A 15,355-nucleotide genomic window follows, 5' to 3' on the forward strand; every position below is an offset into this window, starting at 1 on the left:
AGGGACTCAGACCGAACGTTGCTGGCATGGATGCATTCTCTTCTAGGTGTTAAGTGGGCAGTTCTTAGTGTTTATTGAGGTCAATTCTCATTACCACTAGTGAGACGTTCCTATCCGAAGAAACCGGAAAAGAAATTTCATGCCGGCTCCATCTCGTGCACGACTTTGCCCGCACGCAGGCGCACCAACTTGTCGGCGACATCGAAATAGCGGTCGTCATGGCTGATCACAATGATGGTTTTGCCCAGGCGTTTGAGGTCTGGGAGCAGCTCGGTGTAGAACACGCGGCGGAACGCCGGGTCCTGGTCGGCCGCCCATTCGTCGAACACCAGCACGGGGCGTTCTTCGAGCCACGCATTAACCAGCGCCAGGCGTTTGCGCTGGCCGGTGGAGAGGTCGGTGGTGCTGAATACGCCGTCTTTGACGCTGACCTTGTGCGCGATTTCCAGGCGCTCCAGGTACTTGGCGGCGCTGTCCAGCGATTGCGTGGCACTGCCCTGGACCAGGTCGTCGAACAGGTAGTAGTCGGCGAATACCGTGGTGAACAATTGGCGATAGTCATCGCGCACGGGGTCGGTCACGGTGTCGCCGTTAAGCCGGATTTCACCGGCGTCGGGTTGGTACAGACCGAGCAATAGCTTGATCAGGGTGGTCTTGCCGCAACCGTTCTCGCCGACGATAAACACGATATCGCCCTGCTTGATGCTCAGATTGATCGGCCCCAGGTGGAACGGCTCGCTGCCTTCCACCGGCGGCGGGCTGTAGCTGATGCCGCGCAATTCAAGGCTGTTGACCACCGGTGTGGGCGCTTCGCTGCCGTCCATCAACAAGTGTGGCTCGGGGGACGAGAAGCGATCCGACAACTCGGTGATGCGCGCAAAGGCAATCCGCGCCTTGCCGATGATCGGCAGGTAACCGACCACGTGTTCGAGCGGGCCTTTCATGTACAGCAGCACCAGCACGAAGCCTGTGATCACTGCAGGGTCCGGGTTGGGGTTGTAGGCCTGCATGGCCAGGGCCAGGCCGATGACCACGAAGAACAGCATCGAGCCGAAGGTTTTCGCCACGATGTAAATATTCACCGAGCGCACCTGGATAGCGCTGATCTGGTCGGCGGTTGCCTGGATGCGGTGGGTGTTCATCCGGTAGCGTCGTGGCCGGTGGATGCGCAGCTCCTTAGCGCCCGAGGCAATCGCTGAATAGTAGCGTTGCAGTTCGTCTTCCAGGTCGCGGGCTTCGTCAAAACCGCGGATGCCCTTGTGGCCGGCGATGAACTGCACGCTGCTGCCGATGACGATGGCCACGATCATCATCAGGAACATCGGCACCGACAGGTAGGCCAGGTAGCCCAGGCAGCCGAGGGTCACCGTGGTGGCGATGGCCAGTGGCGTGAACGCGAAGGAGAAGTCGCTGATGGTGTCGACGTCGTGGGTGAGGACCGGAATCAGGCGGTGGGCGCGGTAGCGCTCGATCTGCTCGATGGGCGCCGACAGCACTTTCTCGCCGAGGTCCTTGCGCAAGGCGGCGATGATCCGTTGGCCCACATAGTTGGTGCCGATATCCGAGACGATGGAGCTGGTCAGCGCCAACAGGCACAGCGCGGCAAAGGTCAGGATCACGCCCTGGGTCATGCCGGTGGTGGAATGCAGGGCGTTATTGATCGTCGCCAGCAGCAACGTGATGGCCAGGCCGCCGGCCATGCCCAGGGCGACGGAGACCGTCACGATAGTGCGAAAAGGCCTGAGCAATGCGAGCAAACCTTTGAAGGCGCCGCGCTTGGGGTCGGTCATAAATACTTCCCGGAAAGTCAAAAAGAGGGGGCTGGGCACACAGACCCTTACCCATGACAAACGAAGCGCCGGCGCGAGTATTTAGCGCGGCGTGCCCTTTGCTGGCGGCGCGGGATAAATTGCCGCCGGGCTGGTTCGTTCTTGTGCTGTAGGCGCACGTGTATCGACACGGCGCGCAGTCCATTCAGCGAGAGCGAAACAATGACGAAAAAGAACCTGGTGTATGTCTGGTCCCTGAGAAATGCCGCCGCCGACAAGGCCGGGCAGCCGGTGGCCTACAAGGACCACGCGCGCTACATGAAATCGGTGCTGGAGTTTCTGGTGGGTTCGCTGAACGACACGCCGTTGGGCGAGGCTTACAACCTGGTCGGCGTGGTGTACGACGATGACGAGCAGAACCCGCGTGATCAGCAACTGGTCAGCGATTACGGTTTTGCGTATAAGCCAGGCCGCCAGTGGTTGTACCCGGCGGACTTGCAGGTGCAGGGGCGCTTGGTCAACGACCTGTTGCTGAGCGTGCCATCCACCTATCGCCGCCTGCCGCGCGGCAGCGCCGAGCACATTGCGGGCAAGCAGGATTTCGAGCGTCGCCTGCATGACACGCTGGTGGAGTTAAAGGCCGATATCGTCGTGCTGGATGGTCTGCTGGTGATTCTGGATGAGCTGGTGCGTCCAGGGGCGCCGTTTGCACGGCGGATCATGAATATCCACCCAGGCATCACCCGCATCGAATCGCCTTACGAACGCCGTGGCGCTTACGCCACCTGGAATGCGTTGTACGGCGCGCGCGGGCAAACCGTGGTGGACTGGGCGACCAAGGCCACCACGCCGTCGGAGCCGCTGTACCTCACTGGGGCGTCGTTCCACTACGTGGATAACGGCATCGACTCCGGTGAAGTGTTCCACGATGTACTCAAAACCGAGATTTCGCCCGAGGACACCATCCTCGAACTGCGCTGGAACAACTTCAACAACAGCCTATTCCCGGCGCTGCATGAAGGGTTGGAGTTGTTGGCCAAGCAGGCCTGAACCTAACCCTATTGGGTGCATACAGATCAAAATGTGGGAGCGGGCTTGCCTGCGATGACGGCAGGCCATCTGAGATTATTTGCCTGATCCACCGCTATCGCAGGCAAGCCAGCTCCCACAATTGATAGTGTCCGCTGCAGCGTTCGCGTATCCCTCTAGTCATTGCCGCGAATTTCTACCTGATGTACCCAGGGTAAAATGTGGGATCGGGCTTGCTCGCGAAAGCGGTGAATCAGTCGATGCATCAGGTGGCTGACACACTGCCTTCGCGAGCAAACCCGCTCCCACCTTTGAAAGGTGGTGGTCTTAGAGTTCGCGCACGACCCTGAACCCAATCCAGTCACCGCGCGTGTGCGGGTAGATGTTGTTGCGGTTGCCCGAGCGCGAAAACACGGGTGCCTCGCCCCAGTCGTTGCCACGAATCTGGTAGCTCTCGCAGTTCGGCTCTACCCAGGCGCTGCCGTCGGTGGGTGCGCCGATGTAGTTGGGATGCTCGCAATCGGCAACCCGCTCGTAGACATTGCCGTGCATGTCGTACATGCCGAATGCATTCGGCGGGTAGCTGCCCACCGGCGAAGAGTAGCTGTAGCCATCCGCCGGGCCGTAGGTGTTGGCATGCTCGGCGATGCTGTAGCCCTTGCCTTCATCGAAGGGGAAAGGGAAGGGCCCGGTTGAGCCGGCGCGGGCGGCGTATTCACGTTGTGCTTCGCTGACCATCTGGTACTTCTGCCCGGTCTTTTTCGACAGCCAGGCCACGTAGTTCTTGATGTCGTCCATGTCCATGCACACCGCCGGCTGGCGCGGGCCTTGGGGGTAGCGCGGCTTGCTGGCGATGCATTCGCGGCCTGGGCGGTCGTCGCCATTGGCGATCTTGACCCCGGTCTGGCGCACGTAGCTGTCCCACTCTGCGGCGGTGACGTGGAAGCGGCTCATGGCGAAGGGTTTGGCGAAGGTCACCGCATGCATTGGGCCTTCATCCGGCTCGCGGCCGACTTCGTCTTCAGGAGTGCCCATGGTGAAGGTGCCGGCAGGCAGCACGACCATTTCGGGGCAGTCCTTGCAGTCCTTGAATACTTTGCCCGGCTGCGGGGTGGCGGCCTGGGCCAGGCCGGGCAACAGCGCGCCGCACAGGGCGGTCAGCGCCAGGGCAGTGAGGGGCTTGAGTCGGGATGGAGTCATGTGGGCATCTCGTTCAAAGGGAAAAGTGGGGTCACAACCGTTGGCTCAGCAAGGTCATGAAGCGCTGGATCTCATCCGAGCTGTTGAGCAGGCCGGGTGAGGTGCGAATCACCGGGCCGACATCGCGGTCCACTGCATCGATCACCACGCGGTTTTTCATCATGTGCGCGACCACGGCTTCGCTGTCCTGGCCCTTGACTCGGAAGAAGGTAAAGCCTGCCGAGAGCTCGGGGCTGCGCGGCGTGACCAGTTCGATCTGCGGGTGGGCCAGCAATTGGTCTTTGAGCTCGGTGTTGAGTGCGTGAATACGCGCCTGCACCGGCGCCTTGCCCAATTGCAGGTGCAGTTTGAAGGCTTCGTCCGCCGCCCAGCGATGCTCAAAGGCGTGGTAACCGCCAGGGGTCATGGTGGTGGCGAAGTTGGTGTCTTCGGAGAAGGTCGGCACCATCGGCGTGACGTATTTGTTCTCGGCGTCACGCGCGCAGACCAGCCCGGTACCGCGCGGGCCGAACATCCATTTGTGGGTGCCGGCGATAAAGAAGTCGCAGTGCATGGCTGGGAAGTCGAGGTTTTCCACGCCGAAGCCATGCACGCCATCGACCACGTAGAGAATGCGATCCTGCTCGTCGCGGTTGCGGTTGAGTTCTTCGACCAGCGTGCCGATCTCGCCGATGGGCAGCTTCACGCCACTGCCCGATTGCACCCAGGTCATGCCCAGTACGCGGGTATTGGGGCGAATGGCACGCTTGATGTTGCCCAGCACTTCGTCACTGGAGACCTGGCTGGCATTCTCAAACAAGCGGATTCGACGCACCTGCGTGCCTTGCCGGGCGACGCGAAAATCCAGCACGCTCTGCGTGGCGTAGTGTTCGTGCTCGGTGGTGAGAATTTCCTGGTCGGGCCCAAGCTTGATGCCGCCGTAGATCATCGCCAGGCCTTCCGAGGTACTGCCGGTCAGCGCGATCTGTGGCGGCTTGGCGTTCAGGTAGCGGCCGGCCCATTCGCGCACCTGGCCTTCGCGTATCCAGGTTTCTTCAAGGCCCCAGTCCATCGCCAGGCCGGGGTTGCGGTCGATCTGTTGGCGGTAGCGGTCAATCGCTTCGCGCACGGGCCGGGGATGTGAAGTGACCAGGAAGTTGGAAAAATGCAGGTAATTCGGGTCCTGGGTGAACAGTTGTTTGAGCCCCGTCCACGGGTCGTTTGTAGTGGGTGCCGGCTCGGCGGCCAGGGCCTGCGGGAGGAGGGCGGCGCCCAGCGGCAGGCTGGCGGCGAATACGCCGGCCTGCTTGAGAAATGTACGGCGGTCGGTCATGGACTTGCTTCTAAGTGGTTAGCGGTTGGCCAATGGCTTGGCGGCTTTTTGTACTTGGTCCCACACCCGCAGGAAGTTGCCTCCCCACAGTTTGGCGATATCGGCTTCGGAATAACCGCGCTGGATCAGTTCGGCAGTGACGTTGCGCACCTCGCCGACGTTCTCCCAACCCTGAATGCCGCCGCCGTCGTTGAAGTCTGACGAGATGCCGACGTGATCAATGCCGATCTTGCGCACGGTGTAGTCGATGGCATCGCCCCAATCCTTGAGGGTGGCCTTGGGTTCTTCTTCAAGAATGCCGTACAGGCCTTGGGCGTACTGGCCGAACTTCTGCTCGGACCAGGCGGCGATAATCGCGTCGCCGGGCATCAAGGCCATGGCCAGGTCTGGCAGCGGCGGCAAGTCGAAACGCGCGCGCAGGGCGTTGAGTTTTTCCTGGGTTGGCTGGCTCAGCGGGCGTAAATAGGCCGGGAAACCCACCACCTGCACCACGCCGCCGCTGTTCTTGATCAGTTGCAGTTCTTTGTCGCTGAGGTTGCGCGGGATATCCACCGAGGCGCGCGGTGCCGAGTGGGACGCCACCATCGGTGTGCGGCTCAGTTGCGCCACCTGTTCCAGGGCCTTGGTCGACATTTGCGACACATCGATGATCACGCCCAGGTCATTGAGGCGATGCACCGCTTGCTGGCCGATGGGCGACAGCCCTTCGAGGGCGTCGGTGGTGTCATTGAAAAACGGCAGTGGGCGGGATGAGTCGGACCAGGCGTTGTTGCCGATATAGCTGAAACCGAACATGCGCATGCCGCGCGCCGCCCACAGGTCCAGCTGGTTCAGGTCATCGCCCAGCGGGTAGGCGTTGAGCATGCTGATAAATACCGCAAACTTGCCCTCGCCATGCAGGCGCCGGAAATCGTCCGGGGTGTAGGCAATGCCGACCACGTTGGGAAAGTCGCGGACCATGCCGGAGATGATCTTGTAGCGCACCTCCTGCTCATGGCGGGCCTCCTCGACAAAACCGTCAGTGGGTTTGTGCGGCGCGTTGGGCCCGTTCCAGATTTCCGGCCAGCCGAAAATCGTCAGCGCGGCGCCCGACAAGCGCCCGCGTGCGGCCTTGGCCAAGTCGAATTGGCCGCTGCCATCTTTGTCGGCCTCGTTGCCTGCGGTGCCGAAATCCATCGGCACGGTGATGTGGCTGTCGAACGACAGCAGGCGGTCCTGCATTTCATTGGCTTGCTTGATCACCTCCAGCGGGTAACCGGCATTGCCCCGGAACCAGTGGTCCCAGACCAGAAAGCCAGCCCCGGCGCCGATGGCCAATGCCAGCGGCAGGCCGATTAACAGCGCCTTTTTCGAACGTGGTTTTGTCATTGCCATCTCAGTCAGTTGAGGCCTTTGCTATCAGGGAAGAACGAGCCATGGCGGGGGAAATTTAGGCCTGGTGGGCGCTGCGGTAAATTTCCCGGGGCTGCAAACGTTCTAGCTCTGATTAAGCCGTTTCCTAAGGTAGACAATGACGATCTCTCGACGTGGGTTCATCGCAGGCCTGGCGCTGACAGGCGCCGCCGTGCCGGCGGCCTTTTATGCCCATCGCGAGCTGACGCGTGAAGAAGAGTTCCCCATCACCCCGGGCGAGGCCACGGTGGAGTTGGCCGACACCGAAGGCCAGCACTTGGCGAACATTTTGCGCGGTGTGTGGAGCCTGCGCCTGGAAGGCCGCGACGCTGGGCTAAAGGGCCTGCCGTTGCAAGGTCTGGAACTGCTGCTGGACATTGCCCCGCGTGGCCGTGGCTTGCGCGGCTACCTCGACACCGCTGCAAACCTGCGCGCCGAAGGTGAGCCGCGCTACCGCGTACTCGGTGATGTGCTGACAGGCGAGGGCGCCTTGCTTTACTGGCGCCTGATCGACCGCGATGCGGCCGACGGCGCACCGGCCTATGAGTTCAAGATGACCCTCGATGAAGTCTGGGCCGACTTCGCCAACGCCGGCAGCAGTACCCTCAGCGGGCAGATTTTCAACCTCGATCGGCCGTTGGCGTTGACCGAACGCGACAACCGCTTTATCGCCCACAAGCAGCTGTTTCCCGAAGCCCGCCAACGCATCGGCCTCAACCCGACGCTGCTGGCCTGGCTGATTTCGCCCGAGCACCGCCTGTTTCACCAGCTCTGGCATGCCACCCGTGACCAGTGGCACAAACTCTCGCAAGAGAAGCGCGACGCCTTGCGCGGTATCGGCTGGCAGCCTGGCCCGCGCGGCCAGGAACGCGACGCACGCGGCAAGCGCAAAGACCGCAACGGTTCGGGTATCGACTTCTTTTTCATGCACCGCCACATGCTCGGCACCGCACGCTCCATGCAAGATTTGCCGTCGTGGCCGCAATTCCCCGAACCGCAGCCGGCGCTGGAACGCGATCGCCTGGGCTTTGTGCGTTATTTCGATAACCACGACGGCTTCGCGCTGCCGCCGTGTTGGTCGGCGCCGGATGACAGCGACTACACCCAATGGGTCAGTGATATCAAGGCGGCCGAGGCCTACCACAGCAACTTCCAGGTCTGGGAATCCCAATACCGCGATCCGCGTTACTTGGCCAAGCTGACCTTGGGGCAGTTGGGCTCGGAGATGGAACTGGGCCTGCACGACTGGCTGCACATGCGCTGGGCCTCGGTGCCGCGTGACCCGTCCAACGGCGCGCCGGTGCCGTTCGCCCGCGATCCGTCGGACTTCGCCGCGCGCTGGTATGCGCCGGAAAACGACTTTCTCGGCGACCCGTTTTCATCGCATGTAAACCCGGTGTTCTGGCATTTTCACGGCTGGATCGACGACCGCATCGAGGATTGGTATCGCGCCCACGAGCGCTTTAATCCAGGCGAGGTCAGCCGGCTTGAGGTCAATGGCGTGAACTGGTTCGCGCAGGGGCGTTGGGTGGAAGTGGGCGACCCGTGGCTGGGGCCGGACACCCACGGCTGCAGCACCACGCCGGGGTTACAGATGGGGCGCTCGATGGAAATGGACCCGGAGACCATGAAGCTGGCGCTGCGTATTACATTTTCCGCCGAAGACGAAGGCTTGCAGGCATTGTTCAAGCGTGTGCCGAGGCGGCCCTGGTATGCACGGCACTTGAAGGTCAAGTAACGCCTGGGACGTTTGGCCAGAGATCGGCTACCAGAAACAGGCGTTCGGCTTCCTCCCAATCCTCGCCATTTTGCACAAGGCGCACCAACAGTTGCGCCGGTGCCATCGGGTCCAGCGCTGCCAGCCAGCCGTGCATCTGCTCCTCACTCCACACTTGCGCCTGCGGGTAATGCGCCGGCGCCAGCCAGGCGTGCCGGGGCAGCGGTTGCCAGCGCCCCGGTGGGCTGGCACTGACCAGCGCCGGCCAATCGCGCTGATGCAGCCAGCGCCCACGCAAATGCAGCGGATGGGCGCCGTGGGGCGGCTCGGCCTGGCCGGGCCAGGGGTAGAGCAAATACCCGCCGAGCCACAAGTGCGCGTCGAATTGCTGGATATCCAGCGCTGCGAGCGCCTCGCGGCTTTCCGGGCGTGCTGAAATCGGCAGTTGGTGCTGGGCCAGATGCGCTAACTTGCGGTCCAGCCGATCATGACAGCCGGGCCCCAGCCATTGCGCGGTGTCCAGGCCATTGCCGCTCTGCGGCCCCACGTAGAGTTTGATCGCCAGTTCCAGGTGGTGCACGCCATCGCGGTCGCGCAGCAGCATATCCAGCTCGCCCAAGGTATGCCCGGCGCGGCGGATCGGCAGGTTGGCAGCCAGCAATTCCACGCCCGGCGCATGCTGCACGGCAAATTGCCACAGGCGTTCGTAATACAGGCCCAGGCGGCGGGTGCGTGACAGGCTGAGCCAATGCTGCAAGGCGCGGCTGTCTTGGTCGAGAGTGCGCAACCAGTGTTCCAGCAGGTGCGGTGCCTGCACCCAGTCGCTACCGGCCAGCGGGTGGCGCTGTGGCCAAGGCGTTTGCGCGAGCATCGGCGGGGCCAGCATCACCCACGCCAGGTCGCGCACCTCGGGGTGCCGCAACTGGCGGGGCAGGTTGTGCAGATCCGGGAACACAGTCATGGTCCGAGCATAGCCTTTTAAGCGCAGGACAGGTGGCTGAGAACCATTGTCATCAAGGCTTCATGGCGACAAAGGATTTTGCCTGAAGCGGCCTTTCGCCCATAATCGTTGTTTTTCGCCACACCCAACATCCCGCAGGAGCCCCATGGAGCAATTTCGCAATATCGGCATTATCGGTCGCCTGGGCAGTACCCAGGTGCTGGACACCGTCCGCCGACTGAAAAAGTTTCTGCTCGAGCGCCACCTGCACGTGATCCTCGAAGACACCATCGCCGAAATCCTGCCGGGCCACGGCCTGCAAACCTCGTCGCGCAAAATGCTCGGCGAAGTCTGCGACATGGTCATTGTGGTCGGCGGCGACGGCAGCCTGCTCGGCGCAGCCCGGGCCCTGGCGCGGCATAACGTGCCGGTGTTGGGGATCAACCGCGGCAGCCTGGGGTTTCTCACCGACATCCGCCCGGATGAGCTGGAAGTCGAAGTGGCCAAGGTGCTCGACGGCCATTATCTGGTCGAAAACCGCTTCCTGCTGCAAGCCGAAGTGCGCCGCCACGGCGAGGCCATCGGCCAGGGCGATGCACTCAATGATGTGGTGCTGCACCCGGGCAAGTCCACGCGGATGATCGAGTTCGAGCTGTATATCGACGGCCAGTTCGTGTGCAGCCAGAAGGCCGACGGCCTGATCGTCGCCACGCCGACCGGTTCCACGGCGTATGCGCTGTCGGCAGGCGGCCCGATCATGCATCCCAAGCTGGATGCCATTGTGATCGTGCCGATGTACCCCCATATGTTGTCCAGCAGGCCAATTGTGGTCGATGGCAACAGTGAGCTGAAAATCGTGGTGTCCAAAGACATGCAGATCTACCCGCAAGTCTCCTGTGACGGGCAGAACCATTTCACCTGCGCCCCCGGTGACACCATCACCGTGAGCAAAAAGGCGCAGAAGTTGCGGTTGATCCACCCGCTGGATCACAACTACTACGAAGTGTGCCGCACCAAGTTGGGCTGGGGTAGCCGCTTGGGGGGTGGAGGCGACTGATGCTCGATCCCGCGCGTAACTACGACCTGATTGGTGACGTGCACGGTTGCGCTCATACCCTTGAGCATTTGCTCGACCGGCTGGGTTACCACAAGCAGGGTGGCACTTGGCGCCATCCGTCGCGAATGGCCGTGTTCCTCGGCGATATCATCGACCGTGGCCCGCGCATTCGCGAGGCGCTGCATATCGTCCACGACATGGCCGAGGCCGGTCAGGCGCTGTGCATCATGGGCAACCACGAATTCAACGCGCTGGGCTGGAGCACAGCCGCGCCGCCGGGCAGCGGCAAGCAGTTCGTGCGCGAGCACAACCCACGCCACGCGCGATTGATCCACGAAACCCTGACCCAATTCGAACAGCACCCGGGCGACTGGCACGATTTTCTCGGTTGGTTCTACGACATGCCGCTGTTTGTCGATGCGGGGCGTTTCCGCGTGGTGCATGCGTGCTGGGATGACGGGTTTATCCAGCCGCTGCGTGCGACTTTCCCGGATGGCTGCATCGACCAGCATTTCCTGCAGGCCGCTGCCGTGCCGGGCAGTTTTGCCTGCAACGCCTTCGACCGCTTACTGCGCGGCACCGATATGCGCCTGCCGGATGGCCTGACGCTGACCGGTGGCGATGGGCTGACGCGCTCGTTCTTTCGCACCAAATTCTGGGAAGACGACCCGAAAACCTACGGCGACATCGTGTTCCAGCCCGATGCGCTGCCGGAGCCGGTGGCGCGTACGCCATTGTCGTCGACCGAAAAAAACTCCCTGCTGCGTTATGGCGTCGACGAACCGTTGTTGTTCGTCGGCCATTACTGGCGCAGCGGCAAACCGGCACCGATCCGCCCCAACTTGGCCTGCCTGGACTACAGCGCCGTGCTGTACGGCAAGCTGGTGGCCTACCGGCTGGATCAGGAAACCCAACTGGATCCGCGCAAGTTTGTGTGGGTCGATGTTGAACGGCCGGAGGTGATCGCATGAGCCTCTGTGTGCCGTCACTGAACTTTTAAGGAAGCACCATGGATGATTCGACGTTCGACCAGTTGGAGGCCGCGTTGTCTGCGGCGCCCGGCAATGTCGCGCTGCTGACGCTGCTGCTTGGCGCCAGCCTTGAGCGCGGCGAGCATGAGCGGGGGCTTAAACTGCTGCCGGCCGACCTTGAACAGTGGCCCGATGCTGCCGCCCTGAAGCTGGCCGCAGCGCAGCTGTGCTTGGCCGCCGGCCAAGCCTCGCGTGCCTTGCAACTGATTGAGGGTAATGAGCCTGCCGCGCGCCTGCTCAAGGCGCGTGCGCTGGCGGCGTTGGAGCGCCTCAAGGAAGCCCAGGTGGAATACCGCGCGGCGGTCGATGCCAACCCGGCGCTGGAAGACATGGCGCTGTGGCGCCGCTTGAATGTCTCGGTGCTGGATTTTCCGGCCGCCGAAGGGCGCCCGCGCCTGCGCGTGATTTCCAATGACGACACCGACCAGAGCGAAGTGGTGCGCCTGTTGGTGCCGGAAAAGGAAACCCTGACCTTTGATGATATCGGTGGCCTGGATGAGCTGAAAAAGACCATCCACAAAAAGATCATTCTGCCGTATCAAAAACCAGGCTTGTTCCAGCGCTTTCGCAAGAAGGTCGGCGGCGGCGTGCTGCTGTACGGCCCACCGGGCTGTGGCAAAACATTGTTGGCTCGTGCCACGGCCGGGGAGTGCAAGGCGACGTTTTTCAATGTGGCCATTTCCGATGTGCTGGACATGTACATCGGCGAATCCGAGCGCAAATTGCACGCGCTGTTCGAACAGGCACGGGCACAGGCGCCTGCGGTGATGTTCTTCGATGAAGTCGAGGCGCTGGGTGGCAAACGGTCCAACACCCGCGAGTCGACGTCGTCAAAACTGGTCAGCCAGTTCTTGTCCGAGATGGACGGGTTTACCAATGACAACCACGGGGTGTTGATCCTCGCCGCGACCAACGTGCCGTGGTCGGTGGACTCGGCATTCCGTCGCCCCGGTCGCTTTGATCGGGTGCTGTTCGTGCCGCCACCGGATCGCGCAGCGCGCGAAAGCATGCTCAAGGTGATGATGAAAGGCCGGCCGATGGCCGATGACATCGACTTTGCCTTCCTGGCCAAGAACACTTCGGGCTTCTCGGGCGCGGACCTCAGCGAGCTGGTGGAAACCGCCGCCGACGAGGCGATTGAAGCCTCTATCGAGAGTGGCGCCGAACAGTCGATCTGCGACCGCCATTTCAAGGCAGCGTTGAAAGACGTGCGTGCTACCACCTTGGAGTGGCTGACCACGGCGCGCAATTACGCGCGCTATGCCAATGAAGGCAATCAATATGACGAGGTGCTGGCCTTCCTCGACAAGCACGGGAAGGGTCGCTGATGGCGCAATACGGTGGTTACCGCATCGAAGATGAACCGCGCCCGGGCGCCTTGGCCAAGTGGGCGGTTTCACCGCTCTGGCCATTGTTGGGCCTGATGCTGGGCGGTGCCTGGCTCGGCTTGCCATGGTTTGTGTTCAACTCGATTGCTGTGGGCAGCCCGACACGCGTGCGTGAGTGGGGCCTGGCTGGCGTGGCGTTGGTGGGTAGCGTGGTGATCGGTTTCGGGTTGCTGCAACTGGTGGGCTTGGGCTACATCCAGAGCCAGGCCGAGATCCAATATGCCTTGCTGGTGCTGGTGGTGTGGAAATTGAGCATTGGTTACCTGTTGTATATGCAGCAGAACGCGACCATCGAGATTTACCAGTACTACGGCGGTGTCCTCAACCGCTTTGGTCTTCCCTTGGCGTTGATTGGTGGCTTTGTGCTCAAGGGCATGGTCGTCAAATGGGTGCCCAGCACCCTTTGGTATCTGGTGATGAGCTGATGAATACCGATTACTTGCTGCAATTGGCCTAGCAACGCCTACAGGCTGACCACAATGACGGCGCCATCGATGCGTTGCGCCAGTTGCTGGCCAGCGACCCGCATTCGGCCGAAGCCCATGCGTTATTGGCGATCTGTTTGATGAATATGCGGCGCGTGCACGCGGCCAAGCGTGAAGTGCAGCTGGCCCTGGCGGCCGATGCGCAGATGCCGTTGGCCCACTACGCGGCGGCCCAGGTGGCGATTGCCCTGCGCAAATTCAGCCTGGCCCAGGAACATCTGACCCAATTGCTGGATATGGAACCGCTCAACCCCGTCAATTACCGCTGCCTGGCCGAACTGTATCAATTGACCGGCCGCCTGGCGCAGAGCCGCGAACCACTGGAAAAAGCCCTGGAGCTGGGCCCCGACGACGCTTCCAATCTGGTTGCCATGGCGCAGTTTCATCGTGCCAGCGGCCATTGGGACCAGGCGCATCAGTTCGCGCGCCAGGCGTTGCAGGCCGATCCGAGTAATGCGGGCGCGGTGGTGGTGCTGGGGCATTTGCTGCTGCGCGAAGGCGATATCAACGGCGCCCGCGACCATGCCATCTGGGCCTTGCAGGAAAACGCCACGAATGTCGCGGCGTTGCACCTGCTGACGGCGGTAAAAGCCCGCAGCAATGTGTTTCTTGGTGCCTGGTGGCGCTTCAACAGCTGGATGAACGAGCGCAGCGCCACCCGCGCCATTGTCCTGCTGCTGTTTATGTTCGTGGTCTATCGTGTGGTGGTCATCACCCTGGCGACCCAGGGTCATCCACAAGTGGCTCAGATGATTGATTGGGTGTGGCTGGCGTTTGCGGCCTATACCTTCGCGGCGCCGCAGATCTTCCGGCGCTTGCTGGAAAAGGAGCTGGCCCAGGTCAAGTTGTCCAAGGAATTCTGACGCGCCGGTATCGCGCCCGGCCGTCAATTGTCATCATTGCATTCGCTGAACCAGCGACCGTTATCTAGAGGTTGTGCACATGTCGTCTTTTGCTGAAATGATCGAAAACATCACCCCGGACGTCTACGAGAGCCTCAAGCTCGCCGTGGAAATCGGCAAGTGGTCCGATGGCCGCAAGCTCACTGCTGAGCAGCGCGAACTGTCGCTGCAAGCGGTGATCGCCTGGGAAATCCAGAACCTGCCAGAAGAGCAGCGTACCGGCTACATGGGCCCGCAGGAATGTGCGTCCAAGTCGGCGCCGGTGCCGAACATTCTGTTCAAGTCGGATGCGATCCATTGATTGAAATTGGTCGCGGTGCAGTCAGCAAAATGTCGGCGCAACTCGGTGAGCCGACCGTTCAATACGCGTTTCGCCTTGGCGATACCGAGGTGCCGGTCAACCCATTGATCGGCACTCACGTGCGCCTGGAATACCTCGGCGCCATCCATTGCAGCCATTGCGGTCGCAAGACCAAGACCAGTTTCAGCCAGGGTTACTGTTACCCGTGCATGACCAAACTGGCCCAGTGCGACCTGTGCATCATGAGCCCCGAGCGTTGCCATTACGACGCCGGCACCTGCCGTGATCCGGGTTGGGGCGAAACATTCTGCATGACCGACCATGTGGTGTACCTGGCTAACTCGTCGGGCATCAAGGTCGGCATCACCCGTGCCACCCAGTTGCCAACCCGTTGGTTGGACCAGGGCGCCAGCCAGGCGCTGCCGATCATGCGCGTTGCGACTCGCCAGCAGTCAGGTTTCGTCGAAGACCTGTTCCGCAGCCAAGTGGCGGACAAGACCAACTGGCGTGCTTTACTCAAGGGCGACGCGCAATCGGTGGACCTTGCGCAGGTGCGCGATGAGCTATTCGCCTCGTGCGCCGAAGGCCTGTTGAATTTGCAGGAACGCTTTGGCCTACAAGCCATCCAACCGGTAACCGACATCGAACCGCTCGAAATCCGCTACCCGGTGGAGCAGTATCCCGCCAAGATCGTCAGCTTCAACCTGGACAAGAACCCGATTGCCGAAGGCACGCTGTTGGGGATCAAGGGCCAATACCTGATCTTCGACACCGGCGTTATCAACATTCGTAAGTACACGGCCTACCAGCTCGCCGTGCATCAGTAGAAGGA

The 15,355-nt window shown here is 61.8% G+C and carries 14 protein-coding genes and 1 pseudogene; 10 read left to right on the forward strand and 5 right to left on the reverse strand.

The window, feature by feature from the left end; translation table 11 throughout:
* Positions 1-137: 137 nt before the first annotated feature.
* The gene (locus ACI77I_RS12210; protein WP_094950652.1) at positions 138-1,790 is read right to left on the reverse strand and encodes a cyclic peptide export ABC transporter; all 1,653 of its coding nucleotides are present in this window, start codon (positions 1,788-1,790) and stop codon (positions 138-140) included.
* 201 nt (positions 1,791-1,991) lie between these two features.
* Here ACI77I_RS12210 and ACI77I_RS12215 point away from each other — a divergent pair, with 201 nt between their 5' ends.
* On the forward strand, positions 1,992-2,819 hold the full coding sequence (locus tag ACI77I_RS12215) for a N(5)-hydroxyornithine transformylase PvdF (protein ID WP_406997649.1): 828 nt from the start codon (positions 1,992-1,994) through the stop codon (positions 2,817-2,819).
* A 306-nt stretch (positions 2,820-3,125) separates the two neighbouring features.
* Here the strand turns inward: ACI77I_RS12215 and ACI77I_RS12220 are convergent, their stop codons facing one another.
* Genes ACI77I_RS12220 through pvdM form a run of 3 tightly spaced genes read right to left on the reverse strand, consistent with a single transcriptional unit; the run spans position 3,126 to position 6,678 of the window.
* Complete coding sequence (locus tag ACI77I_RS12220; protein WP_242150303.1) at positions 3,126-3,998, reverse strand: formylglycine-generating enzyme family protein; 873 nt, start codon at positions 3,996-3,998, stop codon at positions 3,126-3,128.
* A gap of 31 nt (positions 3,999-4,029) precedes the next feature.
* Entirely contained in the window at positions 4,030-5,310 is a 1,281-nt protein-coding gene (locus tag ACI77I_RS12225; RefSeq protein WP_406997650.1) for an aminotransferase class V-fold PLP-dependent enzyme, read from the reverse strand.
* Between the two features lie 18 nt (positions 5,311-5,328).
* A complete protein-coding gene (gene pvdM / locus ACI77I_RS12230) occupies positions 5,329-6,678 on the reverse strand; it encodes a pyoverdine-tailoring dipeptidase-like protein PvdM (RefSeq protein ID WP_406997651.1) in 1,350 nt (449 codons plus the stop codon).
* A 142-nt stretch (positions 6,679-6,820) separates the two neighbouring features.
* Between pvdM and ACI77I_RS12235 the strand changes: the two genes are divergently transcribed.
* Entirely contained in the window at positions 6,821-8,440 is a 1,620-nt protein-coding gene (locus tag ACI77I_RS12235; protein ID WP_406997652.1) for a PvdJ/PvdD/PvdP-like protein, read from the forward strand.
* Here the strand turns inward: ACI77I_RS12235 and ACI77I_RS12240 are convergent.
* Positions 8,433-9,380 (reverse strand): DUF1853 family protein, encoded by a 948-nt coding sequence (locus ACI77I_RS12240; RefSeq protein WP_406997654.1) that lies wholly within the window; start codon positions 9,378-9,380, stop codon positions 8,433-8,435. The two genes, ACI77I_RS12235 and ACI77I_RS12240, sit on opposite strands and share 8 nt — an antisense overlap.
* Positions 9,381-9,525: 145 nt before the next feature.
* Between ACI77I_RS12240 and ACI77I_RS12245 the strand changes: the two genes are divergently transcribed.
* From ACI77I_RS12245 to ACI77I_RS12280, 8 genes and pseudogenes are all read left to right on the forward strand, one after another.
* Entirely contained in the window at positions 9,526-10,416 is an 891-nt protein-coding gene (locus ACI77I_RS12245) for an NAD(+) kinase (RefSeq protein WP_003217892.1), read from the forward strand.
* Complete coding sequence (locus ACI77I_RS12250) at positions 10,413-11,387, forward strand: metallophosphoesterase (RefSeq protein ID WP_371917674.1); 975 nt, start codon at positions 10,413-10,415, stop codon at positions 11,385-11,387. Before ACI77I_RS12245 ends, ACI77I_RS12250 begins: the two co-directional genes overlap by 4 nt.
* A gap of 38 nt (positions 11,388-11,425) precedes the next feature.
* Positions 11,426-12,775 carry a 26S protease regulatory subunit gene (locus tag ACI77I_RS12255; RefSeq protein WP_094950660.1) on the forward strand — a complete coding sequence of 450 codons (1,350 nt, stop codon included), beginning with the start codon at positions 11,426-11,428 and terminating at the stop codon, positions 12,773-12,775.
* Complete coding sequence (locus ACI77I_RS12260) at positions 12,775-13,260, forward strand: hypothetical protein (protein ID WP_406997656.1); 486 nt, start codon at positions 12,775-12,777, stop codon at positions 13,258-13,260. Before ACI77I_RS12255 ends, ACI77I_RS12260 begins: the two co-directional genes overlap by 1 nt.
* 50 nt (positions 13,261-13,310) lie before the next feature.
* A pseudogene (locus ACI77I_RS12265) lies at positions 13,311-13,664 on the forward strand (tetratricopeptide repeat protein); the annotation flags it as partial.
* Between the two features lie 27 nt (positions 13,665-13,691).
* Positions 13,692-14,183 (forward strand): tetratricopeptide repeat protein, encoded by a 492-nt coding sequence (locus tag ACI77I_RS12270; RefSeq protein WP_406997694.1) that lies wholly within the window; start codon positions 13,692-13,694, stop codon positions 14,181-14,183.
* Between the two features lie 79 nt (positions 14,184-14,262).
* Positions 14,263-14,523: a YeaC family protein gene (locus ACI77I_RS12275; protein WP_094950663.1), complete on the forward strand. Its 261-nt coding sequence runs from the start codon at positions 14,263-14,265 to the stop codon at positions 14,521-14,523.
* Positions 14,520-15,350, forward strand: coding sequence for a DUF2797 domain-containing protein (locus ACI77I_RS12280; protein ID WP_094950664.1), 831 nt, complete (start codon positions 14,520-14,522; stop codon positions 15,348-15,350). Before ACI77I_RS12275 ends, ACI77I_RS12280 begins: the two co-directional genes overlap by 4 nt.
* Positions 15,351-15,355 lie beyond the last annotated feature (5 nt).

It is taken from the genome of Pseudomonas sp. D47 (assembly GCF_045447305.1).
Taxonomy (GTDB): Bacteria; Pseudomonadota; Gammaproteobacteria; order Pseudomonadales; family Pseudomonadaceae; genus Aquipseudomonas.